The 24,435-nt window shown below is 64.6% G+C and carries 20 protein-coding genes; 10 read left to right on the top strand and 10 right to left on the bottom strand.

The annotated features are described in order from the left end of the window. Positions 1–74 precede the first annotated feature (74 nt). Positions 75–1,370, bottom strand: a complete 1,296-nt coding sequence (locus tag ACNJYA_RS34825; RefSeq protein WP_439401569.1) for a TadE/TadG family type IV pilus assembly protein — start codon at positions 1,368–1,370, stop codon at positions 75–77. A 377-nt stretch (positions 1,371–1,747) separates the two neighbouring features. Continuing rightward, a complete protein-coding gene (locus ACNJYA_RS34820; protein WP_260381011.1) occupies positions 1,748–1,972 on the bottom strand; it encodes a DUF2093 domain-containing protein in 225 nt (74 codons plus the stop codon). A 194-nt stretch (positions 1,973–2,166) separates the two neighbouring features. Here ACNJYA_RS34820 and ACNJYA_RS34815 point away from each other — a divergent pair, with 194 nt between their 5' ends. Together ACNJYA_RS34815 and ACNJYA_RS34810 are read left to right on the top strand one after the other, a co-directional pair. Then, entirely contained in the window at positions 2,167–2,961 is a 795-nt protein-coding gene (locus ACNJYA_RS34815; protein ID WP_439401568.1) for a dienelactone hydrolase family protein, read from the top strand. A 64-nt stretch (positions 2,962–3,025) separates the two neighbouring features. After that, positions 3,026–3,169, top strand: coding sequence for a hypothetical protein (locus tag ACNJYA_RS34810; RefSeq protein ID WP_212259339.1), 144 nt, complete (start codon positions 3,026–3,028; stop codon positions 3,167–3,169). Between the two features lie 277 nt (positions 3,170–3,446). Here ACNJYA_RS34810 and xseA read toward each other — a convergent pair whose 3' ends face one another. Beyond that, positions 3,447–5,066: an exodeoxyribonuclease VII large subunit gene (xseA, locus tag ACNJYA_RS34805; RefSeq protein ID WP_439401567.1), complete on the bottom strand. Its 1,620-nt coding sequence runs from the start codon at positions 5,064–5,066 to the stop codon at positions 3,447–3,449. A gap of 137 nt (positions 5,067–5,203) precedes the next feature. Here xseA and ACNJYA_RS34800 point away from each other — a divergent pair, with 137 nt between their 5' ends. From ACNJYA_RS34800 to ACNJYA_RS34790, 3 genes are all read left to right on the top strand, one after another. Then, entirely contained in the window at positions 5,204–6,214 is a 1,011-nt protein-coding gene (locus ACNJYA_RS34800; protein ID WP_439401566.1) for an alpha/beta hydrolase, read from the top strand. A 345-nt stretch (positions 6,215–6,559) separates the two neighbouring features. After that, positions 6,560–7,114, top strand: a complete 555-nt coding sequence (locus tag ACNJYA_RS34795) for a hypothetical protein (RefSeq protein ID WP_439401565.1) — start codon at positions 6,560–6,562, stop codon at positions 7,112–7,114. 4 nt (positions 7,115–7,118) lie between these two features. Continuing rightward, on the top strand, positions 7,119–7,418 hold the full coding sequence (locus ACNJYA_RS34790; protein ID WP_439401564.1) for a winged helix-turn-helix domain-containing protein: 300 nt from the start codon (positions 7,119–7,121) through the stop codon (positions 7,416–7,418). 361 nt (positions 7,419–7,779) lie between these two features. Here ACNJYA_RS34790 and ACNJYA_RS34785 read toward each other — a convergent pair whose 3' ends face one another. Next, the gene (locus ACNJYA_RS34785) at positions 7,780–11,700 is read right to left on the bottom strand and encodes a PIN domain-containing protein (RefSeq protein ID WP_439401563.1); all 3,921 of its coding nucleotides are present in this window, start codon (positions 11,698–11,700) and stop codon (positions 7,780–7,782) included. Between the two features lie 286 nt (positions 11,701–11,986). On the opposite strand from ACNJYA_RS34785, the gene purD reads away from it, so the two are divergent. Both purD and ACNJYA_RS34775 read left to right on the top strand, forming a co-directional pair. Further along, a complete protein-coding gene (gene purD / locus ACNJYA_RS34780; RefSeq protein WP_439401562.1) occupies positions 11,987–13,270 on the top strand; it encodes a phosphoribosylamine--glycine ligase in 1,284 nt (427 codons plus the stop codon). Between the two features lie 200 nt (positions 13,271–13,470). Then, entirely contained in the window at positions 13,471–14,373 is a 903-nt protein-coding gene (locus ACNJYA_RS34775; RefSeq protein ID WP_439401561.1) for an alpha/beta fold hydrolase, read from the top strand. A gap of 102 nt (positions 14,374–14,475) precedes the next feature. Here ACNJYA_RS34775 and ACNJYA_RS34770 read toward each other — a convergent pair whose 3' ends face one another. Next, the gene (locus tag ACNJYA_RS34770; protein WP_439364667.1) at positions 14,476–14,934 is read right to left on the bottom strand and encodes a nucleoside deaminase; all 459 of its coding nucleotides are present in this window, start codon (positions 14,932–14,934) and stop codon (positions 14,476–14,478) included. 117 nt (positions 14,935–15,051) lie between these two features. On the opposite strand from ACNJYA_RS34770, the gene ACNJYA_RS34765 reads away from it, so the two are divergent. Both ACNJYA_RS34765 and rsmD read left to right on the top strand, forming a co-directional pair. Beyond that, a complete protein-coding gene (locus ACNJYA_RS34765) occupies positions 15,052–17,076 on the top strand; it encodes a pseudouridine synthase (protein WP_439364665.1) in 2,025 nt (674 codons plus the stop codon). 1 nt (position 17,077) lies between these two features. Further along, positions 17,078–17,635 carry a 16S rRNA (guanine(966)-N(2))-methyltransferase RsmD gene (gene rsmD / locus ACNJYA_RS34760; protein WP_439364664.1) on the top strand — a complete coding sequence of 186 codons (558 nt, stop codon included), beginning with the start codon at positions 17,078–17,080 and terminating at the stop codon, positions 17,633–17,635. 82 nt (positions 17,636–17,717) lie between these two features. On the opposite strand, the gene mutL is transcribed toward rsmD, so the two are convergent. Further along, entirely contained in the window at positions 17,718–19,532 is a 1,815-nt protein-coding gene (gene mutL / locus ACNJYA_RS34755; RefSeq protein WP_439364662.1) for a DNA mismatch repair endonuclease MutL, read from the bottom strand. Between the two features lie 317 nt (positions 19,533–19,849). Between mutL and ACNJYA_RS34750 the strand changes: the two genes are divergently transcribed. Then, positions 19,850–20,158: a hypothetical protein gene (locus tag ACNJYA_RS34750; RefSeq protein ID WP_439364661.1), complete on the top strand. Its 309-nt coding sequence runs from the start codon at positions 19,850–19,852 to the stop codon at positions 20,156–20,158. A 58-nt stretch (positions 20,159–20,216) separates the two neighbouring features. Here the strand turns inward: ACNJYA_RS34750 and arfB are convergent, their stop codons facing one another. From arfB to ACNJYA_RS34730, 4 genes are all read right to left on the bottom strand, one after another. After that, entirely contained in the window at positions 20,217–20,633 is a 417-nt protein-coding gene (gene arfB, locus ACNJYA_RS34745) for an alternative ribosome rescue aminoacyl-tRNA hydrolase ArfB (RefSeq protein ID WP_172788784.1), read from the bottom strand. A 120-nt stretch (positions 20,634–20,753) separates the two neighbouring features. Continuing rightward, positions 20,754–22,118, bottom strand: coding sequence for a M16 family metallopeptidase (locus ACNJYA_RS34740; RefSeq protein ID WP_439364660.1), 1,365 nt, complete (start codon positions 22,116–22,118; stop codon positions 20,754–20,756). Next, the gene (locus ACNJYA_RS34735) at positions 22,115–23,509 is read right to left on the bottom strand and encodes a M16 family metallopeptidase (protein ID WP_439364658.1); all 1,395 of its coding nucleotides are present in this window, start codon (positions 23,507–23,509) and stop codon (positions 22,115–22,117) included. The genes ACNJYA_RS34740 and ACNJYA_RS34735 overlap by 4 nt, the downstream gene beginning before the upstream one ends. 188 nt (positions 23,510–23,697) lie before the next feature. After that, positions 23,698–24,423, bottom strand: coding sequence for a hypothetical protein (locus ACNJYA_RS34730; protein WP_172788787.1), 726 nt, complete (start codon positions 24,421–24,423; stop codon positions 23,698–23,700). Positions 24,424–24,435 lie beyond the last annotated feature (12 nt).

Here is a 24,435-nt window from a genome sequence, read left to right as displayed (position 1 = left end):
GTGCCGCGCCAGAGAACCAAGCCATCGACGGCCGAACATGGATGAGAAATTCTGGATTTGCATCGCTCCAAACCTCATTCGACGAGCTGCGCGGTTTGCGATCCGATCGTCGCGGTGCCGAGCGCGGTGCAATTGACCTGCAGGTTCGACGTGCCGCTGAACGTCAGCGTATCCGCGATGATCTTGGTGCAGGATGTGCTGGTGCCGTTGCCGCCGCTGAAGCTGAGATTGGCCTTCGGCAGGTAGATGGCGCCGCCGAAATTCTGCGTGCTGCCGCCCGTCAGATTGAAATTGGTCCCGGCCGGCATGTTGCGGTCGCCGTACATGACGATGCCCTTCGTGGGGCCGCTGGTCGGCCCGGTCAGGTCGACGGTCGCGTTGCTGCCGATCGAGGCGGTGCCCCAGTCGCTTCCGGAGCCGGTGAACACCAGGGTGACGCCGCTGCCGGTGATGGTGGCATTTCCGGCGACGCTCAGGCTGGCCCCGTCCAGATAGTAGATGCCCGGATTGAGGTTCAGGACTGCGCCGGCATTGACCGTGATGCTGCCCATGTAGCAGCCGGGGTCGAGCGAGTTTGTTTTTCCGTTGGCGTTGACGGTGATCTTGGCATTGCTGCAGCTCGGCCGCGCCGGCGGAGAGACGTCGGCGTAGGGATCGGCGACCGGCGTGATGTGCGTCTTGACCCCGTTGGTCGCCGTGATGCTGCTTGCGCCGGAGACGTCGCCGACCACGCCGACCTGGTTTGCCGCGACCGAGGCGCTGCCGGCGACATTGAGCGAGGGGCTTGCGCTCGAATTGCTGTAGAGATTGCACTTGATCAGGTTGAGCTGGTTGCCGCCGCTGACGTTGACGGCGGGGCTTGCGCTCGCGTTCAGCGCAAGCACGCAGCCCGTCCCGGAATTGGGCAGCGCGACCGAGCGCGCGGTGATTGGCACGCGGTCCGAGCCGAACAAGGCCGACAGCAGCCGGCGCTGCGGTTGGCTGACGATGACTTCGATGGCCTGCGCGTTCGACGCTTGACTGCCTGTTTTTGGCGGCTGGTTCACCGTGACCGTGACGTCGTTCGCCCCGTCGGTGTAACCATAATTTGCCGCAACCGCCTTGGCTTCGGACGAGGGGTCGCCGCCGACACTGGCAGCCGTCGCAGCGCTGACCGCGCCGGAATCTGCAACGCTCTGCATGTTCTTGTGCTTGTAGTACCACCAGCCCACTTCCGTTCCGAGGCCGGCGGTGCCGACCAGGACCGGCATGAGCACCGCGGAAATCAGCACGTAGCTGCCCGACTCATCGCGGATGAACCGTTCGAGCACATGATGCTTTGAGCTCGAAGGTGCACCGAACGAACGGCTGAAAGTTCTCCGGAGGTCCATGCGTTCCTGCCCGTTGCCACTTTATCCCGAGGCAATGTGGTGCGGGGCGGCTTAAATGCGCCCCAATGGAAGCCGGACAATTTTAAACATCGGCGAACATTCAGCCGGCATTCATGGCCGAAATCTTATCGATGAAGCCGCGTCCAGGAGAGCCAGATGAAATTGCGGTCTGCACTTCTTAACCCCAGCCTCATAGGCCTGCCGGTTTTGCCCGCCACGGAGCAGTGACAGTGCGATGCCGTGCGGTGGGCAAGGCGAAGTCTCGTAGGGTGGGCAAAGGCGCAAAGCGCCGTGCCCACCATCTCTTCGCAATCGCGACGCCCAAGGTGGGCACGCTTCGCTTTGCCCACCCTACGAGAGTCATGAGAGCCGAGGGATCACGGCTGCTTCAGCGCACCGGGAAAATGCCGCTGCAGAACCGCGGCGGGCGTGGAATAGGCTTCCTGCAGATCCACGCTCCAGTACTTCAGCTCGTCGAGCGGGATTCGGGCGTCGGTGATCGCGCAGCGCACGAAGGTGCCCGGCGAGATCACGCGGAAATCGCCGTCGAGATATTGCACCTGCGCTTCGCCATGGCCCGAAGGGCCGAACTTGTTCAGCACGGTCGAAAGTCTCCGCGGAAGGCCTCTCCATGGAAACCCGTGGAAGGCACGATGTGTTGGACGGGATGTAGCATAGATGGGGTGGCTTGTCCGCCCGTTAAACCCACCGGTTCGTGATGATTTGCCGCCGTTTTCGCGTGATAGGACTTCAGTCGAAGGACCGCTGGTTCCGGCACCTCCTGCGGCAGAGTCCGATGCGCCTGCGCCTCACCGCTGTGTTCCTGACGCTGCTGATGTCGGCCCCGCACGCCGGCCCGGCGCCGCAGCCGGTCGAGATTCCGCTCGCCTCCGGGGTGCTCCATGCCCAGCTCTACAAGCCCGAGGGCAAGGGGCCGTTTCCGGCCGTGATCGCGCTGCACGGCTGCGGCGGGCTCGGTAGCCATTCCGATCCCGTGCTGCCGCGCTATCGCGATTGGGCCGAGCGCCTGCTCAAGGCCGGCAATGCCGTGCTGCTGCCCGACAGCTACGGCTCGCGCGAGCTCGGCCCGCAATGCCGCGTCAAGGAGATGCACGTCAAGGCGCGGCGCGAACGCGTCGCCGATATCGCGGCCTCGCGCGCCTGGCTGATGCAGCAGCCTTTCGTGGCGCAGGACCGTGTCAGCCTGATCGGCTGGGCCAATGGTGCGAGCGCGCTGCTCTGGGCCGTGCGTCCGCAGAGCGCGGGACGCGATCTCGGTCCGGACTTCCGCGCTGCCATCGCGTTCTATCCGGATTGCCGGATCTCGGCGGGCCTCGGCTGGAGCACGCGGGTGCCGACGCTGGTCTTGATCGGCGCCGATGACGAGGTGTCGTCGCCACCGGCCTGCCGCCAGATGGTGGATGGTGCGCGCGGCCGCAGCGCGCTGGCGCGCATCGTGGTCTATCCCGGCGCCGATCACGATTTCGACCGCGCCACCCCGCCGCTGCACGCCGCCGCCGCGCCCGATTCCACCGATGCCGAGGCCCGCGCCGCCTCGCAGAAGGACGTCGCACAATGGCTGGCGCGGTGATGGTGGTGCCGCCGCGCATGGCCGCGCCATCATTCGACCACGATGTCGATTCAACGCATCTCATATGCGCAACCGCATCACACTCTTCGCCTCCGCCCTGATCGTCTTCACCGTCGCGATCCTGCTGTTCGAAGCCCAAGCCGGCGCCCCGCAGCCGGACCATTGCGGTTTCTGGACCACAATCGACGCCGGCTTGTCGTGCCGCTGAAGTAGATTTTGAATGGGCGACGCGCTGCCTCCACGTCGTCATTGCGAGCGCAGCGAAGCAATCCAGAATCCCTCCGCGGAAAGACTCTGGATTGCTTCGCTGCGCTCGCAATGACGAGTTTGTGGCAAGGCGCGTTCCACACACTCGGTGTTATCGCCCGGCTTGACCGGGCGATCCAGTACGCCGGGGCGGCTGTGGGTCATCGAGAAGCCGCGGCGTACTGGATTCCCCGCTTTCGCGGGGAATGACAGCGAGGGCGGAGCACCGTCCTCGCCTCTCAGAACAAGCTGCCCTGGTCCACCGGCTTGGCCAGGCGCCTCAGTGCCGGCTTCGTCTCCGTAGCCGGCTTCGCCTGCGCCGGTGCGGGCTTGGCCGCGGGCGCCACACGATCCGCATCCGCCGTCGCGCCGACACGGCCGTCCGCGAACTCGATCTCGAGGCGCGCGCCGGGGCCGATCGCATCCGCTGCATGCAGGGGATGCCCGGCCTCGTCGCGCACCAGGGCAAAGCCGCGCGCGAGAACGCTGCGATAGGACAGCGCGGAGAGCAGCTTGCCGCTGTTCTCGACCCGGGCCTCGAGCCGGTGCATCAGCGTGACAAGCGCGCGCTCTGCCCGTTCGGCCAGACGATGCGTGCGCTCGCGCTGGCGGAGAATCGCGTTGCGCTGGGCCTGCGCATTCGCAAGCTTCGAGGCGCGCAGGCGCACCTCGAGCCCGGCAAAGCGGTCGCGCCGCTGCCGCAGCAGCGAGCGTGCAGACAGGCCCAGCCGTTCGCCGCAAACGGTGAGGCGATGATCGGCCTGCGATATCTGGCCGTGCAGCACGCGCAGCGTCAGCTTCGAGCTCGCCGCGGTGAACCTGCGGAAATGCGCATGCGTATTGGCCTTGAGGCAGCGGGGCAGAGAGCTGCCCGCCGAATCCAGCCGCTGCCGCGGAATCGCCAAGAGATCGCCGGCCGCCGGCAGCGCGCGCGCGGCGGCGCGCAGCTCGCTGCGGCGGCTCTCCTGGGCGCGTTGCCAATAGGCGCGGGTGCGGCGCCCGAGATCGCCCACCTCGACGAACAAGTCGCTGCGCACGGGAACGGCCATCTCGGCCGCCGCCGTCGGCGTCGGCGCGCGCTTGTCGGCGACGAAATCGATCAGCGTGATGTCGGTCTCGTGCCCCACCGCCGAGATCAGCGGGATCATGCTCTCGGCTGCGGCGCGAACCACGATCTCCTCGTTGAACGACCACAGATCCTCCAGCGAGCCGCCGCCGCGCGCGACGATCAAGACGTCGGGCCGCGGAATCCTGCCGCCCTCGGGGAGCGCGTTGAAGCCGCGGATCGCGGCCGCGACCTGCTCGGCCGAGCCGTCGCCCTGCACCTTGACCGGCCACACCAGCACGCGGCGGGGGAAGCGGTCCTCCAGCCGATGCAGGATGTCGCGGATGACGGCGCCGGTCGGCGAGGTCACGACGCCGATCACCTCCGGCAACCACGGCAGCAGCTGCTTGCGCGCCTCGTCGAACAGGCCCTCAGTGGCGAGCTTCTTCTTGCGCTCCTCCATCAGCGCCATCAGCGCGCCGATGCCGGCCGGCTCCAGCGCCTCGATCACGATCTGATATTTCGAGGAGCCCGGATAGGTCGTCAGCTTGCCGGTGGCGATGACCTCGAGCCCCTCCTGGGGCTTGAAGCGCATCCGGCTATGTACGCCCTTCCAGATCACCGCCTCGATCTTGGCGCTCTCGTCCTTCAGCGCGAAATAGCAATGGCCGGAGGAATGGGCGCCGCGAAAGCCGGAGATCTCGCCGCGGACGCGGACATGGCCGAAGGCGTCCTCGACCGTCCGCTTCAGGGACAGCGACAGTTCGGAGACGGTGAATTCGGGCGCGTTGAGCAGTTGTTCCGCAGGCGGCATCTCAAAAACGATTCGGCATTTTGGGGTCAGGCCCGACGTTAAGGATTTTCGCAGGCCAGCGCCAATCCCCGGGTTGATCGGAAGAGTACTCTGTAGTATAGAGTTCTCTATTGATTAATGAGTTTGAGGAGTGATCCATGGCGATCCGGTTGCTGCGCGGCGTCTTGAACAGCCTGAAATGGGCTCTGTGCGCGGTCGGCGCCGTGGCGCTGATCCTGGCTGCGATGATCGCAACGCCACTGCAGCGGCCGCCTGAGATGCGGTCGGTCTCCGACTCCACCAAGGGCATCGACTGGTCCACGCTGCCCCCGCTCGAGCGCTTTCAGGCCCGTGACGGGACCTGGATCGGCTATCGCCACTATTCGCCGAGCGGCTCCGCGACCGGCGGCGGGGCAGTCTTCATCCACGGCTCCTCCGGCTCCAGCGGCGCCGTCAACCACGCCCTGACGCATGCGATCGCCGCGCGCGGCGTGGAGACCTGGGCGCTCGACATCCGCGGCCATGGTGGCTCCGGCACACGCGGCGACATCGGATATGTCGGCCAGCTCGAGGACGATCTCGTCGATTTCGTCGCCCACCTGCGCAAGACCGCGCCCGACCTGCCGCTGACCCTGATCGGCCATTCCGCCGGCGCCGGTTTCTCGCTGCGCGTCGCCGCGACACCGATCATGCAGGACATGTTCGTGCGCACCGTGCTGCTCGCGCCGTATCTCGGCTATGACGCGCCGACCAACCGGCCGAGCAACGGAGGCTGGGTCAGTGCCGACATTCCACGTTTCATGGGCCTGGCGGCGCTGCGCAAGCTTGGGATCGACTGCTGTTCCCAGCTTCCGGTGCTCGCCTTCGCGGTGCCGGTGAGCTCGGCGAAGTATCTCACCTCCACCTATTCCGACCGCCTGATGCGCAACTTTGCCACGCACGGCTATCGCATCGATCTTCCGGCGACGACGCGTCCGATCACGATCATCAGTGGCGCCGATGACGAGATGATGATCTCGGACAAATACGCGGAAGCCGTGCACGCAGTGAAGCCGTCGGTCGACGTCAGGATCATCGACGGCGTCAACCACATGGGCATGGTGACGAGCCCGAAGGCGGTCAACGCCATCGCCGAGGACGTCGCCACGCGCGGGAGCGGGCAGTCATGATGCGACCCGCTGACGGCAAAGCAATCGCAGATGGAAGCGGCGTCTCCGCGGCCATCCTTCGAGACGCCCGCCTGCGGCGGGCCCTCAGGATGAGGACCGAGCTTGCGGCACTCGCCTCAACGGACATCGGTGCCACTGAGCCTCATCCAAAGGCAAAGCTGCCACTGAGCCTCATCCTGAGGAGACCGCCACCGGGTCCGCGCAAAGCGCGGCCTGATGACAGGCTCCGCGGTCGTCTCGAAAGCCTCATCCTGAGGAGACCGCGAAGCGGTCGTCTCGAAGGACGAGGCGCTTGCTCAGATCCCACCGCGAGTCATTTGCGATAACGGGCATAAAGAGGACGACATGATCGACAGCAGAGAGGCCAGCGCAGCGCTGGCCGACATCGACGACATCGTCCAGCGCGTGAAGCAATCGCAGCTCTATGAGCTCGCGAGCCTCGCCGCGATGTGGTGGGGCGTGCTGGTGTTCGCGGCCAATCTCGTAACCTGGCTTTGGCCGGTCTATGCGGTGTATGCCTGGGTTGCCGTGGACGTCCTCGGCGTCGGCGGGCTGGTCTTGCTCCGCTTGCTGAATCCGCCGCAGCACACCAACAGCACCGCGGCCAGCATCAGGATGCTCCTGGTGCTCGTGCTGTTCTTCGCCTTCGGCTATCTCTGCACCGATGTGATCGGCCATTTCGGCCCGCGCCAGCTCGGCACGTTCTGGCCGCTCTATTTCATGCTGTTCTATACGCTGGCGGGCCTGTGGTTCGGCTCCGCCTTCGTGGCGATCGGCCTCGGCATTGCCGCGCTGACATTGATCGGCTTCTTCTACATCGGCGAAGCGTTCCCGCTATGGATGGCGTTCGTCAACGGCGGCGGCCTGATCCTCGGCGGCCTCTGGATGCGGCGGATCTAGCGGGATGGCCGAGCTCGACGACATCATCCACCAGCCGCTACGGCTGAAGATCATGGCGGCGCTGAACGCACTGCCCGCGACGGCCGGCCTGGAGTTCGCGCGGCTGAAGAAGCACACCGGCGCCACCGACGGTAATCTCGGGGCACATATCGAGACCCTCGCCAAGGCCGGCTACGTCTCCGTCGACAAGGCTTTCGTCGGCAAGAAGCCGCAGACCACCGTCACCGTTACCGCCACCGGCCGCGGCGCCTTCGCGCGACATGTCGCGACGCTGCAGGAGATCATTGCGGGGAAGCAGGTGTAGCCTCCCTCGTCATTCCGGGGCGCGCCTCTTGGCGCGAGCCCGGAATCCATACTCACGATGGTGGTTATGGATTCCGGGCTCGCGCTACGCGCGCTCCGGAATGACAGGGAGAGGAGGCGCCAGCCCCACTGAGTTCGAAAGCGCCTTCGCGCAACCCTGCGGTACCGCATCGTGACAACCCCTCTGTCCGCGAAAATATCGTATTCACTTCAGAGGTGCAGTTCAGTGCACTAAGCTATGTCAACTGATGCTTCGGCTTTGGAATTTAGTGCACTGTCCGCGCAATTCTGAGTTCGATCCCGGGCCAAGCCCAAGGTTAACCGCGATTCGTCAGGGGTTTTGCGGGTTCTTCAGCAGGCTGCTAGCGCTTCCGTGCTCGCCGTTCTTGCGGAACCAAAGCGAGCAACAAGAAATGCCCTTGCAGCCAATCGATCACGTAAGTTGAGATCGACCGGTTTGATCCACGCCAAGGGTCTCCCTGCACGAATGTAGACATAATCGCTGACACGTCGTCGGACGATCTCTCCGCAATCAGCTGCTCAAGAAGGTACCCCAGAGCAGCTTGTTTTAATACCCAAGGCAATTTTTCATCGAGCCAAATTTGGATGCTAGCTCCAAGAGCGACTTGGGCATGCGAGGCCAAGTCTGCCTTTTTTCCACCAAGACGCGACGCCAATTTTTTGAATGCGGCTGGAAGGGTGAGATCATTCACGCCTTTCAGGGAAGAAACCAACAAGTCTTGGCTAATTGAAATAAATTCGAGCCCTGAATCGATGAGTTGGGCGATGAAGGCGAGGTATTCGTCTTGGGTAATAATTTTGAGGCTCAAGGCTCGCATCAACACGGGCTGTAACCATGTTCCCGGAACCTGAAAATCGAGTTGTGCGGATTGGCGTAATAACTGATCTTCGCAGACAAGCAGCCTACCGCTGCCCTGCGCGGCACGAAGGTCGTCCAAGAATCCGGCGCCGAATTGAGCTATGACTGGTCGCCAGTTTGGGGACAAGTCCATCTTACCCTCGGCGGGCAGTATGGTGGCGTTTTGCTCAATCCAGCCGCGGTCCGCCTCTGCGAGTTCTAGCGCTTGTCTCTTTTCCTCTGGCGTTATCTCGGTTCGATAGTACTGACCATCGCGGTATGAGATCGACATATCCGGCTCGTCAAGGCGCTCGCGAAGTTCTTGCGTACGACGCTGATAGTGAAGCGCGGTCCGAGCGACAATGCCGATTGGCCCGCACACTGCGGTAACGGTCTTTTCGAGGCCGAGGCGCCTTACGATATGAAGGGTCGTCAAATCGACAACGCAACCCTGTGCGGCATTGTTATTGATCGCCGCAAAAGCCGTGGCCCGTTCCAGATGGGTGCCGTCGCAGGAGCGAATGCGTATCCCGAAGCCCGCGATGCCGACCAAAGCCTCAATCGGATCGCAGCCAAGCGCCTTTCCGGCGAGGGCAAGCGGGAGCGTCCCGGCTTCGTAAAGCTTGTTTACCTCCTCAATCGCATCGTGCCGGTCGCGCACCTTGGATAGCATCGGCTCCAGGCCGTCGTCTTTCCCAAAATCGACCCTCACTCGTTGAAGTCCGCGCATTTCGGGGAAGCGGTTACCGAAATTTTCAAGGAGATCGTGCAAAGCATGGAGCTGCTTGGGCTTGATCCACGAAATCTTACCCGGTGACGTGTCCGGCATAATGATTTCGTCACCCTTGCTTTTTCCGATAAGGAGACCGGCAACCCGATGGTCTGGCGCGATGTGTTGGGGCGTCGAACGAAGCCCGGAATCCGGTTCGATGATAAAGACGGGCCTCGTGCCGTCATCCAATTCTATTCCCACCGCCATGCCAGGGCCGATTTTTTCTGGAACTATTTCCATTCCGCGTGAATGACCAGGCCGCAGGAACAGGCCGACGTAGCCCATCGCGACCGTCTGGCTGTTGGGGTTGTCGAGAAGAGTTTTGTAACCGAGCTTGTGCGCCTCGCGCCAATCCGCAAAATCATCCATGAATTGCGCGAGCTTCATGAAGTCCTCTGGTTCCCCCTTGAAGGCGGACCACGGCTTCGCTGTTTCGATCCGAAGCTCTTTGAGATTGTTCTGCCTGAACAGTGCCGCAAGCAAAAGCAAATGCAATTCGAGATTGGCAGGATCAGAGGCAAGGAATGCGCGGATGAGTTTCTCGGCAGCCGGAATGTTGCCTGCTCGGCTTTCCAAGGCGATGCGCGATTTCCGGTAGAACGCCTGTTGCCCGACCGCCGCAGGAACTTGGTCGAGAATTTCGCGTGCCAAGACGCGTCGATCGGAATTGATCGCAGCACCCAAAAGAGCACGAAGCGCAGGAGAGTCAATCTGCCGTGAGGTCGCCCCGTTAAGCAACTCTGCAACGTCGTCGAACCTGCGAGCAGAAGCTAGAGCATCTGCGAGAAGAAAACGTGTTGGAAATTCCGTGTTGCTGTCGACAAGCGCAAGCGCCTCATCAAGGGCCGCTCCTGCATCAGCGGCACCTTGCGCTTGGCGCACGCGGAACAGAGCCAGCGGGCCTTGCGGATGTGCTGGCAAAGCTGTTTTTAGCCGCAGCGCCTCGTCTTTTGCTTCCTCATAGCGCCCCTGCTTAACGAATGTCTCGATCACGACCAGAGCTGCGGGCACAATGTCGTTGATTCGGTCGAATGTCACCCGATCCGATAGGATCGCGCGCGCGGCTTCTGGGTCCACCTCCGCGCACAGGTCCGCGCGAATGATTTTGCTCATTGGGCTATCGTCGAGCTTCTCGGCAAGCTTGCGGGCTTCGTCGCGTTGACCGTTACGCCGATACAGCATTATGCGGTTATGACGCGATACGTTGTCGTCGAGCCCGCCTGCTATGGCAGCATCGAGCAACTCAGCGGCGCGTCGGACGTCACCCAGGAGACTCCATGCCAACGCAGCATTATGCGCGCAAGCAGCCTTGGCGGGCGTTTCTTTCCCCGTCGAGGCACGATAGGCCGCTTCGAGGGTTTCTGCCGCGGCCTTTAGTTCAGCCTGTGATGGCGCAACAGCGGACCGCGCACCGACCCCACCGGGATCGATGCTCTGAAAGGATTGAACAACGGCTTCAGCATGTAGAATCTTGATGCCTTCGTCTTCTGGGAATGCCTTAAGCGCTTCTGCGACAGCGTTAGTCCAGCGGTCATCTTGCGCTTCTCGTAACAGCGCTATGCGGATGGCATAACCTTGCGGACTACTCTTTGCCTTTTCCGGTATAGTACTCCATACCGTCTCGACATCTTCGTTTGCTGCAAGAGCTTGTAACCGCTGCTGCCCGATTTCTGCATGATCCGGATGGGCGGCAATCGCGGCAACTGCCGCCGCGTGTGCTTCGGCCTTGCGCCCTTTTATGAGGAGAGCAGCAATTTTGTTCGATATGCCTCCTGGATCGGACGGATCAATTTCTGCCGCTTGAAGAAGCCAGTCCGCCGCGTCCTCGTATTCTCCTAGGTTGAAGTGCGCAGCGCCGATGTTGGCCACTATGCGATAGCGAATGCGCGTTGACGCAGTCGCCCAAACTCTCTCCTTCATTCTCATCAACAAACCAAGCGCCGTCCGTGGCTTGTCGGCGCGAAGCAAATCGTCGCGGTACCCATCAATCTGACTGTTGAACTCTGCATCGAGTGCGTCATTGCTGCTCGATTTGTCGCTGGCAATCGATGGAAGCAGAGCCGTGATGCTAGCAAGTTGCGCTTCGAGTCCAGCAAGCTTCCCAAGCGCCGCGTCGCCCGTCTGTTGAACAAGGCGCTGCGTTTCACGATTGGCGTCCAGTATCTTTCCGGTAAATGGGGTTGCGTCGGGATGGAATATCTCGATTGCTTGCGGAAAGAGGTTGATCTCTTGTTGGACGCGATCCCATCCCCAGACCTGAATGGATAGCGTCCGCCCTTTGGCTCGAAGCTCCGCTTCTAAAAGTCGCGCGGTCCTTTGAATAGTCGCGTCGGTTTGGACCGTCGTTATGAGAATGAATTCATCAAGTGCAGGAACAAACTTGCCGGTCTTCTCGACCTCATCGCGTAGTTCTTTTTCGGTGACCTTTTTCCCGTAGTCGCCATTCTTGCCTTTGCATTGCACGCCGACGAGGGGGCCGGCCCCACCGCCTCGCCTGCCGAAGATGTCGACGCCGTGCTGGCGCTGACCTGATGATCCGTTGTTCTGCGCAGCGGGATCATTCAGCGATAGTTGGAAGAGCAGTCGCGCGTTGCGCTCAAAGGCCTGCCAGTCAGCGGGCGGCGATATGGATACGGAAGTATGATCAGTCATGAATAATACCGTGAGGGGCAAATCGCCGCGTCTCCCACGGAGGTGGTAACAAGGAGAGACCGGCGCACCAGTATATAGTGCACGGAGCAACTCGTTCGGCGGGAAGAAAAGTATTTAACATCTTTGCGGCTTTAAGCAGGGGTTGTAAGCAATCAAAATGGACGATTGGGCCGTTTCCGCCCTCTGAAACATCGCGTCGTGCATTTTTGCTTGAGGAGGCCCCCTTCACATACGCCCCGATTCGTGCGACCTCCGCCCCAGCAAAACCCCTCATCCTGAGCCTTCGATGCACATTCTCCTGCTCGGTTCCGGCGGCCGCGAACATGCCCTGGCGTGGAAGATCGCAGCCTCTCCCCTGGTGACCAAATTCTGGTGCGCGCCCGGCAATGCCGGCATCGCCAGGGAGGCGGAATGTGTGGCGCTCGATGTCGCCGACCATGGCGCCGTGATCGACTTCTGCAAAAAGAACGCGGTCGCGCTCGTGGTGGTCGGGCCGGAGACGCCGCTCGCGGCCGGCATCGTCGATGATCTCACCAAAGCCGGCATCAAGGCGTTCGGCCCGAGCAAGGTGGCGGCCCAGCTCGAAAGCTCCAAGGGGTTCACCAAGGCGCTGTGCACCGAGTTCGGCATTCCGACCGGCGCCTACAAGCGTTTCACCAATGCCAATGATGCGCGCGCCTATGTGCAGAGCCAGGGCGCGCCGATCGTGGTCAAGGCCGACGGCCTTGCCGCCGGCAAGGGCGTCGTCGTTGCCAAGACCGTGCGCGAGGCCGAGGACGCCATCGCCATGATGTTCGAGGGCGCCTTCGGCGAGGCCGGTGCTGAGGTCGTGATCGAGGAGTTTCTGCCGGGCCGCGAGATCAGCTTCTTTGCGCTGTGCGACGGCGAGACGGCGATCCCGCTGGCCTCCGCCCAGGACCACAAGCGCGTGTTCGACCACGATGTCGGCCCGAACACCGGCGGCATGGGCGCCTATTCGCCGACGCCGCTGGTGACGCCTCAGGTCCACGACGCGATCATGGCCAGGATCATCCTGCCGACGGTCGCGGGCATGAAGCAGCGCGGCACGCCGTTCCGCGGCGTGCTCTATGCCGGCATCATGCTGACGACGCAGGGGCCAAAGCTGTTCGAGTTCAACGTGCGCTTCGGCGATCCCGAGTGCCAGGTGCTGATGCTGCGCATGATGAGCGACATCGTGCCGGCGCTGCTCGCCTCCTGCGACGGGCAGCTCAAGAATTTCGACCTGCGCTGGTATCCGGAATCCGCCATTACCGTGGTGATGGCGGCGAAGGGCTATCCCGGCGACTACCAGAAGGGCACGCGCATCGGCGGGCTGGAGGAGGCCTCAGAGGTCGACACCGTCGAGATCTTCCACGCCGGTACGGTTGAGAAGGACGGCGCGATCCTCGCCAATGGCGGCCGCGTGCTCAATGTCTGCGCGCTAGGTGCGACCGTGACGGAAGCGCAGCGCCGCGCCTATCAGGCCGTCGACCGCATCGACTGGCCGGACGGCTTCTGCCGCCGCGACATCGGCTGGCAGGCGGTGGAGGCGGAAAAGGCCAGAAATTAGCGCCTTGACGGCGCGCAAACGCGCCGACGCGTCGATCCGGAATCTCGACGTTCGCGTCACCGCGCCGCCACATCTACAATCCAGAATGTGCAATCAGCAGTTGGGGTTAGTTGCCCCGACCATAATACCGGTACTGTGCATGGGGTTGTTTTCGAACTTTTGTTTGTCGAGCGCCCCCACGACCATAAGGATGCAACAAGATGTCCGATCTCGCCGACCTCTATCCGGGCTTTGCCGCCGAATGGATCGACACCTCGTTCGGCCGCATCTTCGCCCGCGTCGGCGGCAAGGGCCCGCCGCTGCTGCTCCTGCACGGCTTCTCCGAGACCCACGTGATGTGGCACCAGGTGGCCCCTGAGCTCGCCGAGCACTTCACGCTGATCATCGCAGACCTGCCGGGCTACGGCTGGTCCGACATGCCCGCGAGCGATGCGCTGCACATCCCCTACTCTAAGCGCGCCATGGCCAAGGCCATGGTCGAGGTCATGGAGCGCCTCGGCCACGTGCATTTCGCGCTCGCCGGCCACGACCGCGGCGGCCGCGTCTCCTATCGCCTCGCGCTCGACCATCCCGGCCGGCTGTCGAAGCTCGCCGTGCTCGATATCCTGCCGACCTATGATTACTGGGAGCGGATGAACCGCGCCTACGCCCTGAAGATCTATCACTGGACCTTCCTGGCGCAGCCCTATCCGCTGCCGGAGACGCTGATCTCCGGCAATGGCGAGTTCTTCCTGCGCTTCAAGATGGCGAGCCAGACCAAGTCGAAGACGCTGGACGCGATCGACGAGCGCGCGCTCGAGCACTACCTCGCCCCGTTCCGCGATCCCGCCCGCATTCACGCGATGTGCGAGGACTACCGCGCCGGCGCCTATTTCGACTACGACCTCGACAAGGCCGATTTCGAAGCCGGCAAGAAGATCACCGTGCCGATGCTTATCCTGTGGGGCAACGCCGGCATCGCCCAGGCCGCCGCGACGCCGCTCGACACGTGGAAGCAATGGGCCACCAACGTCGACGGCATGCCGGTGGATTCGGGGCACTTCCTCACGGAGGAGAATCCTGATGTGACCGCGAAGGCGTTGCGCGAGTTCTTCCTGGCCTGAGCCACCGCGTCATTGCGAGCGCAGCGAAGCAATCCAGACTGTCTCCGCGGAAAGACTCTGGATTGCTTCGTCGCTTCGCTCCTCGCAATGACGGGGAAGGGCCTACCGCCGCTCCCGGAAGAACTCCTTGAGCAGCCGCGCCGCCTCGCTTTCGCCGACGCCGGAATAGACGTCCGGCGCGTGGTGACAGGTCGGCGAGGCAAAGAACCGAACCCCTGAGTCCACCGCGCCGCCCTTGGGGTCGGCCGCGCCGTAATAGAGCCGCCTCACCCTTGCAAACGAGATCGCGCCCGCACACATGGTGCAGGGCTCCAGCGTCACGTAGAGGTCGCAGTCGACCAGCCGCTCGCTGCCGATCTTCGCGGCGGCGGCGCGCAGCGCGACGATCTCGGCATGGGCGGTCGGATCATGGTCGGTCAGCGTCCGGTTGGCGCCGGTGGCGATCACCTCGTGGTCGCGGACCACCACGCAGGCGATCGGAACTTCGCCCGATTTTCCGGCATTTTCGGCCGCCAGAAGCGCCAAATCCATGAAAGAAGGGGCTTTCATGCCTCGTATCATCGCCAGAAACCTGCTACTAGCTCCGCCTTCAGCAAGAGTGGATACCGATTTTGCCTGAGCATGCGGCTCGGAACGAGCGCGCACACTGCTCGCGCCACCCCTTAAGTGAGATTAGTCATGCCTCGCGACAGCGACAAAGACAACGATTCCCGCGGCCGGCGAGGCCCGGCCAAAGGCCGTAGCGGCAAGCCGCGCGGGCCCGAGAAGAAATTCGCCAAGCGCGGCTTCGAGGGCAAAGGCGCGCGCGACAGCCGCCCGCCCCGTGGCGACCGTGACAGCCGTCCATTCCGCCGCCGCGAGGAGGGCGATGCGCCGCGCCGCGATTTCAGTGACCGTCCCCGCTTCAAGCGCGACGACCGCGGCAGTGAGGGGCGCGGCGAGCGCAGCTTCAAGCCGCGCGGCGATCGCCCGTTCTCCGATCGCTCCTCGCGTGACGGCGAGAAGCGACCCTTCAAGCCGCGCGGTGATCGCCCGTCCTATGGTCGTGACGACCGTCCGCCGCGCAGGGATCGCGACGATGCCCGCTCGGCCGGCCGCTCCAGCGATAGGAAGTTCGGCGACAAGAAGCCCTACGCGCCGCGCGGCGACCGTCCAGAGCGCAAGTTCGACGGCGAACGGAAATTTTCGCGGGGTGGGCCGGATCGCGAACGCGACCGTGGGGATCGCGGGCCGCGCGAGGATCGTGGCGAACGCAGCTTCAAGCCGCGCGGAGACCGCCCGAATTTCGATCGCGGTGATCGCGCACCGCGCGGTGATCGCCCGCGCAAGTCCTTCAACAAGGATTTCGGCGGCCGCGATCGCGGCGAGGAGAAGCCCTGGCGTCAGCGCGACGATCGCCATGAGGGTGGCCGTGGCGAGGACCGTCCGCGTTTCTCCCGGCGCCGGGACGAGGGCGATGATCGCCCGCGTTTCTCGCGTCCGCGGGAAGAGCGCACCGGTGACGATCGTCCGCGTTTCAACCGCTCGCGCGAGAAGCGGCCGGAAGGCCGCATGGACTGGCAGGAGCATCCGCGCAGCGAGGGCCGCTTCCGCGATCGTCCGCGCCGCGACAACGAGGACGACAGCAGAATTTTCGAGAAGCGTCCGGCCTTCGGCGGCCGCGGTGCCTACCGCGAGCGCGATCGTGATTTCGAAGGCCGGCCGCGCCGCGACGACGCGCCGAAGCCGAAGAAGGCCGGCGAGCGCATCGCCAAAGTGCTGGCCCGCGCCGGGCTTGCCTCGCGCCGCGACGCCGAGGAGATGGTCACGCAGGGCCGCGTGACCGTGAATGGCCGCGTGATCAACTCGCCCGCGCTCGACGTCACCAAGAACGATGTCGTCATGGTCGACGGCAAGCCATTGCCGGAGCGCGAGCGCACGCGCCTGTTCCTCTACCACAAGCCGCGTGGGCTGATGACGACGCATGACGACCCCGAGGGCCGTCCGACCGTGTTCGACAATCTGCCCGAAGGCCTGCCGCGGCTGATCAGCATCGGCCGGCTCGACTTCAACACCGAGGGCCTCTTGCTGCTCACCAACGACGGTGGGCTTGCGCGCACGCTCGAGCTGCCGGACACCGGCTGGCTGCGCCGCTACCGCGTCCGCGCCCATGGCGACGTCACCCAGGCGCAGCTCGACGAGCTCAAGAACGGCATCGAGGTCGAGGGCGTCAAGTATGGTCCGATCGAGGCCACGCTGGAGCGCGACCAGGGCGCCAATGTCTGGCTGGTGTTCGCGATCCGCGAGGGCAAGAACCGCGAGGTGCGCAATGTCTGCGCCCATCTCGGCCTCGAAGTGAACCGGCTGATCCGCGTCTCCTACGGCCCGTTCCAGCTCGGCGAGATTCCGGAAGGCCAGGTCGAGGAGATCCGCGCGCGCGTGCTGCGCGAGCAGCTCGGCGACAAGGTGATCGAGAAGTCGGGTGCGCAGTTCGACGCGCCCTCGAAGTCATCCTCGCGCGCCGACGACGCACCGAGCGAGAAGAAGCCGACCAGCAAGCGCGCCGTCATCAACGACCGCAAGGGCCGCCGCGTGCTGGTGCAGCGCACCGGCAGCGAGGAGGCCCGCGAGCGCAACGAGATGGAGGCGAACGGCTACGGCCCGCCGCGGCGTCCCAAACGCGGCTATCACGGCAAGCGCGACCTGACGCCGCGGGAGGACTAGCTTGCGCGTCGTCGGCGGCAGGTTGAAGGGGCGCAATCTCGCCTCACCGTCCTCGCGCGACATCCGCCCGACGGCGGACCGCCTGCGCGAGTCCGTGTTCAACATCCTCGTGCACGCCTATGACGATCCGATCCAGGATGCACGCGTGCTCGATCTCTTCGCCGGCACCGGCGCGCTCGGCATCGAGGCGGTCTCGCGCGGCGCCAAGTTCACGCTGTTCGTCGACAATGGTGCGGAGGCGCGTGCGCTGCTCCGCAACAATGTCGAGGCCCTCGGCCTCGGCGGCGTCACCAAGGTGTACCGCCGCGATGCGACCGATCTCGGCCCCGCGCATCCCGTCGAGCCGTTCTCGCTGGCGTTCCTCGATCCGCCCTATGGCAAGGGATTTGCCGAGAAGGCGCTCGCATCCTTGCGCGACGGCGGTTGGCTGACGCCGGGCGCGCTGCTGGTGGTGGAAGAGGCCAAGGCCGCGCAGTTCGCGACGCCGGAAGGTTTTGAGGAGCTGGAGCGGCGGGCTTATGACGACACTGAGTTTGTGTTTTTGCGTAGGGCGGACTAGCGAAGCGTAATCCGCCACTGTCTCTCACCGCGGACGCAGAAGAGGTGGATTACGCCTTCGGCTAATCCACCCTACGGCACCGTCACCGCCTCCCGAACAGCTTCTCCACGTCGCTCAGCTTCAGCTCGACATAGGTCGGCCGGCCGTGATTGCATTGGCCGGAGTTCGGGGTCTCCTCCATCTCGCGGAGCAGCGCGTTCATCTCCTCCGGCCGTAAGCGGCGGCCGGCGCGCACCGAGCCGTGGCAGGCCATGGTCGCCGCGACGTGCATCAGGCGGCGTTCGAGCGGCAGTGCCTCGTCCCATTCAGCCATGTGCTCGGAAAGATCGCGCAAGAGGCCGCCGGCATTGGTCTTGCCGAGCAGCGACGGCGTCTCGCGCACCGCGACCGCGCCGGGGCCGAAGGATTCGATGGCGAGGCCGAACGACGCCAGCTCCTCGCTGCGCTCCAGCAGGCGCTCAACGGTGGCCTCGTCCATCTCGACGATCTCGGGGATCAGCAGGATCTGCCGCTGCACGCCGTTCGCGGCGAGCGAGGCCTTCAGCCGCTCATAGACGATGCGCTCATGCGCGGCGTGCTGATCGACGATGATCAGGCCGTCGCGCGTCTGCGAGACGATATAGGTCTCATGGATCTGGGTGCGTGCCGCGCCGAGTGGGCGATCGACGAGGTCGCTGACGGGCTGGGTCTCGATCCGCACGTCCGCGCTGGGCGCGCCGACATCGAAGGCGGCCTGCGCGCGCTCCGCGAAAGCCGGTGCGGCAGCGCCATCGAACGACGGCATTGGCGCCACGGGAGCGGATGGCGAGGTCCGCCAATCCCAGCTCGCCGGACGCTGTGGCGTGAACGCGGGCCGGAACGAGGACAGCGCACTTTCGCCGCTGTTGGCGGCGGTGCGTCGGCCCTCGCGCGCCAGCGCCTCCTTCAAACCGTGCACGATCAACGCGCGGACGAGGCCGGCATTGCGGAAGCGCACCTCGGTCTTGGCCGGATGCACGTTGGCATCGACCTCGCGCGGATCGAGCGTGACGAACAGCGCCAGCACCGGATGGCGGTCGCGCGGCAGATAGTCGGAATAGGCCGCGCGCACGGCGCCGAGAATGAGCTTGTCGCGCACCGGCCGGCCATTGACGAAGAGATATTGCCCGAGCGCGTTGGCCTTGGTTAGCGCGGGAGCTGCAGCATAGCCGGCGACCACGACGCCCTCGCGCTCGGCATGGACCTCGATGGCGTGGCTGCGGAACTCGGCGCCGAGGATGTCGCCGAGCCGGGTCAACCGTCCGGCCGCGCCGGGCAGCGCCGCAGCCCAGGTCACCGGCGCGCGCTCCTCGCCGGCGAGCGTGAAGGCGATGTCGGGCCGCGCCATCGCGAGGCGCCGCACCACTTCGCGGATCGCTTCCGCCTCGGTGCGGTCGGTCTTCAGGAACTTGAGCCGCGCCGGCGTCGCGTAGAAGAGATCGCCAACCTCGACGCGCGTGCCATGCGCCAGCGCCGCCGGCATGATCTCGGACTTTTCGCCGCCCTCGACCGACAGCGCCCAGGCGTGGGGCTCGCTGGCATGCCGCGTGGTGATGGAGAGGCGCGCCACCGAGCCGATCGAGGGCAGGGCCTCGCCGCGAAACCCGAGGGTGCGGATCTGAAGCAGGTCCTCGTCGTCGAGCTTGGAGGTGGCGTGACGCTCGACCGCGAGCCCAAGATCTTTCGCGGTCATGCCGCTGCCGTCGTCGGTGATGCCGATCCGCCGCCGCCCGCCGCCGTCGGTGAAGACGTCGATCCGGCTCGCGCCGGCATCGATGGCGTTCTCGACCAGCTCCTTGACCACGCTCGCCGGACGTTCCACCACCTCGCCGGCGGCGATGCGGTTGACGACCTGTTCTGGCAGTTGGCGGACGGGCATGAGGCTCACTCGGCGAATATTCTCAAGTCTAATGCCGCGCAGCAACAAATGCATGGGGGAGGTCGAGCTTCCCACACCCGAAATGGGGACATTTTCGGCGCGCACCGCCCGTCGGGAATGCGTGGCATGTTCCGCGCCGCCGCATATGAGGAGCACAATTCCGCGAAAGCGCCGCGAAAATCCTAAACGATCACCACACGGCGCAGCTTGCATCACACCGCGCCGTTCGAACTCTCTTTCGCGATGAACCGGTCCGGTGCAGGCGAACGGTGCAGAACGCAGCCGAACGGTTCATCGCGACATTCCAGGAGACATGGATGAAGTTGGTGAAGACCTCTGCGATCGCTTGCGCTCTCGCGGCCCTCGTTGCAACGCCCGTTCTCGCCCAAGGCACCTCGTCTGGGGCGAGGCCCGGCGGCACCGTACAAAGCAAGCCCATGCAAGGCGGTGCGTCAGGCAGCGAGGATGAGGATCTCGGTGCCCAGCAGGGCGCTGCCGGCGAGAAGGTCGGCATGAAGTCGAGCAAGGGCACGAAGGGGTCCGTCGGAACCACCGGCAGCGCGACGCGCAAGGGCACGGCCGACGATTCGGCGGCGGGTGGTGCTGCCACCGGCAAGCGCTACTGACGCCAGCGTGCGAATTGGCAAACCTCCGGTCGCTTCGCGGCCGGAGGTTTTTCATTGCCTAGTCGTCGAAACCGCGGCCGCGCTTCGCCTTGATATCGCTGCGGCGTTTCTTGCCCTCGAGCCGGCGCTGCTTGGAGGCGAAGGTCGGCCGCGTCGCGCGGCGAGGCGTCGGTCGCACCATGGCCTCCTTGAGGATCTCGACGAGACGGTCGATAGCATCCTGACGGTTGCGCTCCTGGGTGCGGAAGCGCTGGGCGTGGATCACGATCACGCCGTCCTTGGTCATGCGCTGGCCGGCAATGCGGGCGAGGCGCAGCGCCGCGTCCTCGGGCAAGGTCAGCTTGCGGGTGTCGAAGCGCAGCTGCGCGGAGGTCGCGACCTTGTTGACGTTCTGCCCGCCCGGGCCGGAGGCGCGGACAAAGCCGATCTCGATGTCGTCCTCGTCGATGACGAGATCGCGGGATATCCGCAGCATGCTGGCACCATTCGTGATGTCAGGACATACCGCGGACATCTGCCTTCAGCAATGGCGCTGCCGCGACACGCAAATGGCCGGGGCGAGCCCGGCCATTCAGAAAAACGTCCAGAAAAGAGATCAGTTCGACTTCGGTGTCGCAGCCGCCGGTTGCGCAGCGGCCTGGGGGGCCCGGCCGACCACGACAGTCAGCAGCCCCTGGCCCCAGAGCCGCCTGGCGGCCGCCTTGGCATCGTCCAGCGTCACGGCGTCGACGATGGCGTTGCGCTTCTCGATATAGTCGATCGGCAGCTTGTCCTGCTGATATTGCAGCAGCGCCTGCGCCAGCTTGGACGAGGTGTCGAGCGCCAGCATCTGCGAGCCCTTGAGGTAGGACTTGGCCTCATCGAGCTCCTTCTGCGTCGGGCCCTCCTGGGCGATGCGGCGCACCTCCTGTTCGATGGCCTCGATGGTGTCACCGGCACGATCGGCGCGGGTGCCGGTATTGCCGATAAAAACCGCGGAGTGCTGCATCCAGAGCAGCGACTCGTACACCGAATAGGCCAGCCCACGCTTCTCGCGCACCTCGCGATAGAGTCGGGAGGACAGTCCACCGCCGCCGAGGATGTGGTTGACGACATAGGCCGCCATGAAGCTGGGGTCACTGCGCTTCACGCCCGGGCCGCCGAAGGTGATCACGGTCTGCGGCACGTCGAGCGTCACGAAGGCGCGTTGCGGCGGCTTCGCGGCCTCGACGTCGGGGACCGGCGTCAGATTGGCCTTGGCCGGCAGGCTGCCGAAGGTGTGGTCGAGCAGCTTTCCGAGCGTGGCCGGATCGACGTCGCCGACGACCGCTACTTTGAGTCCATCCTTGGCGAGGACACGGCCGACATAATCCCTCATGTCGGCGACCGTGATGGTCGGCACGCTGTCGAGATTGCCGTTGCTCTGCCGGCTGTAGGGGTGATCGCCGAACGCGACCTCCAGGAATTTGCGGCTCGCCAGCGAGGTCGGATTGGTGGTCTCGCGGCGCAGGCCCGAGATCACCTGCGAGCGGATGCGTTCGACGTCGGCCGTGTCGAAATGCGGCGAGGTCAGCGCCATCCTGAGCAGGTCGAAGGCTTCGTCCTTGTTGTCGCGCAGCATGCGCAGGCTGCCGCGGAAGGTGTCGCGGGTGGCGCTGAAGGAGAGTTCGATGGCGCGGCGGTCGAGCCGTTCATGGAACGTCTTGGAATCGAGATCGCCGGAACCTTCGTCGAGGAGATCGCCGACCAGGTTGGCGACACCGGGCTTGTCCTTGGGATCCTGCGCCGAGCCGCCGGCGAAGGAATATTCCATCGCGATCAGCGGCACGGTTGCGTCCTGCACGAACCAGGCTTCGATGCCGCCCGGCGAGATCAGGTGCTGGATCTTCGCGGCGGCCTGCGACGGCGAGGCCGCAGAGAATGCGAGGACCGCGCCGGCAGTAACGGAGAATGCAACGCGTCGAAGGAAGGAATAGGTCACGAGCGCTTCTCCTCGCGCTTGGCGGTTGCAGTGTCCTTGATCAGGTAGCCCGTCACCGAGCGCTTCTTCTCGAGCCATTTCTGCGCAACGGCGCGGACCTGCTCGGCGGTGACGGCGCGGATGCGATCGGGCCAGCTCCTGATGTCCTCGATCGACAGGCCCGTGGTCAGCGCGCCGCCGTACCAGCGCGCCAGCACAGTCTGGTTGTCCTGGGCGTAGATCGCTTCGGCGATGAGCTGGGTCTTGACGCGTTCGAGATCCTCCGCACGGATCGGGTTCTGCGCCACGTTGGCAATGACGCCGTCGACCGCCTGTTCAACTTCGGCGAAGCTGACGCCGGGTTTCGGCGCAGCCGAGATCGCGAATTGGGTCGGGTCGAGCGAGATGCTCGAATAGCTGGCGTTGGCGGAGACCGCGAGCGGCTTGTCGACGACGAGGGCGCGGTAGAGATAGGAATTGCTGCCGCTGCCCATCAGCTGCGCCAGCACGTCGAGGGCAGCGCTCTCGCCGGCCGCGGCCGTGGTCGCCGAGGGCACCAGATAATAGCGCCGCATGTTCGGCTGCTCGACGCGCGGGTCGGCAAGCGTGACGGTGCGCGGGGCGGCGGGCTCCGGCTCCTGCGGACGCACCCGCCGCGCCGGGATCGCGGGCTGGGCGGGAATCGAGCCGAAATTGCGCTCGACCAGCGGTCGGATTTCGGCGGCATCGACGTCGCCGGCGATCACCAGGATCGCGTTGTTCGGCGCATAGAACCGACGATAGAAGGCGAGCGCATCCTCGCGATCGAGCTTCTCGATCTCCTGATGCCAGCCGATCACCGGACGCCCGTAGGGATGGTTGAGATAGAGCGCGGCCATGATCTGCTCGTTCAATCGCGCATCCGGATTGTTGGCGACGCGCATGTTGTACTCTTCGAGCACGACGTCGCGCTCGGGCAGCACGTTCTCGTCCTTGAGGATGAGGCCCGTCATGCGGTCGGCCTCGAACTCCATCATGGTCGGCAGCTGCTCTTTCGGCACGCGCTGATAGTAGTTGGTGTAGTCGACCGAGGTCGAAGCGTTCTCGTTGCCGCCGACGCGCAGCACGGTCTGGGAGAATTCGCCGGCCGGATGCTTCGAGGTGCCCTTGAACATCAGGTGCTCGAGGAAGTGGGCGAGGCCGGACTTGCCGGGCGTCTCGTCGGCCGAGCCGACCTTGTACCAGATCATCTCGGTGACGACGGGGGTGCGGTGATCCGGGATCACCACGACCTGCATGCCGTTGGGAAGCGTGAAGCTGGCGGGCGGAGCCGATGTCACGGTGGTCTGGGCAAGGGCGGCGCCGGCCGAGAGGACACTCGTCGAAAGCAGCGCGGCAAGGAGGCAGGCAGCCGATCTGTAAGAGGACATCATGATCCCTGGTTGAGGTGCCGAGCCCGGATCTCCGGCTCGGAAGGCACGGCATGCTACACCGTGCGGCGGAGGCTTCGCGTCACGAAGCAGAGAACGCTAGTCAACTCGGGAGCAGCCAGCAGCTGAAGCTGCGTGCAGTGCCGGCAGCAATTGCGCGGCTGCCCAAATGTCGGGGCGGGGCAGGAGCGTTATCGCTCCTTCTCCTTGCCGGATAGGACGTCGAAATAGGTTCGCTTCGAATCATCCGGGCCGGAGCCGTAGGCGTAGTTCGGCGACGGCGTCTGATATCCGGGCGGCGGCTCCACCAGCGATTGGCGTGGCGGCTCCGACGTAAACTGCTTCGACTCGGGCGCGTTCCCTTTGAACAGTTTAAACAGCCCGCCGGTATATCCGAGTTCGGCTGGGCTCATCGTCGGATTGGCGATGTTGGTGCCTGGTTGGGCCGGATCATTGCCGGTCTTTTCGGCGGCGGCCGTCTTGTGGGCGTTCATCTCGGCGGGCGACAGCGGCTGGGCATTTTTCCAGTACTCCGTTGCCTTGTTGCCGGACTTCTTCCGCTCGGCGACAGCTTCCTTGCGGCGCTTCTCGTCGGGGTCCTTCGGCCAGTTTGGCGCAGCCGCGGCCTCGGCTGCGGCGGGTGGCGGCAGGTCGAGCTTGGGCGGCACGACCAGCGGCGAACGCTCGCGGTATTCGATGCCGGGTTTTCCCATGCTCTTGGCGCCAAGACCGGACATCAGGCCGTCGATGAGCTTCTCTTCGAAGGTCATGTCGTCGTCGTCATCGTCAGCAGCACGGGCGGCGCCGGTCGACATGACGAGGCCGATGCCGAGCGCGACGGCGGACAATTTCAGTGCCCGCCAGACCCCCGATTGGGGGTCTCGAACCATCGAACCACTGGTCTTCGAGCTGCGCATGACCGTACCTGT

This window comes from Bradyrhizobium sp. BLXBL-01, assembly GCF_051853025.1.
Lineage (GTDB): Bacteria > Pseudomonadota > Alphaproteobacteria > Rhizobiales > Xanthobacteraceae > Bradyrhizobium.
This window is presented reverse-complemented; position numbering and strand designations above follow the sequence as displayed.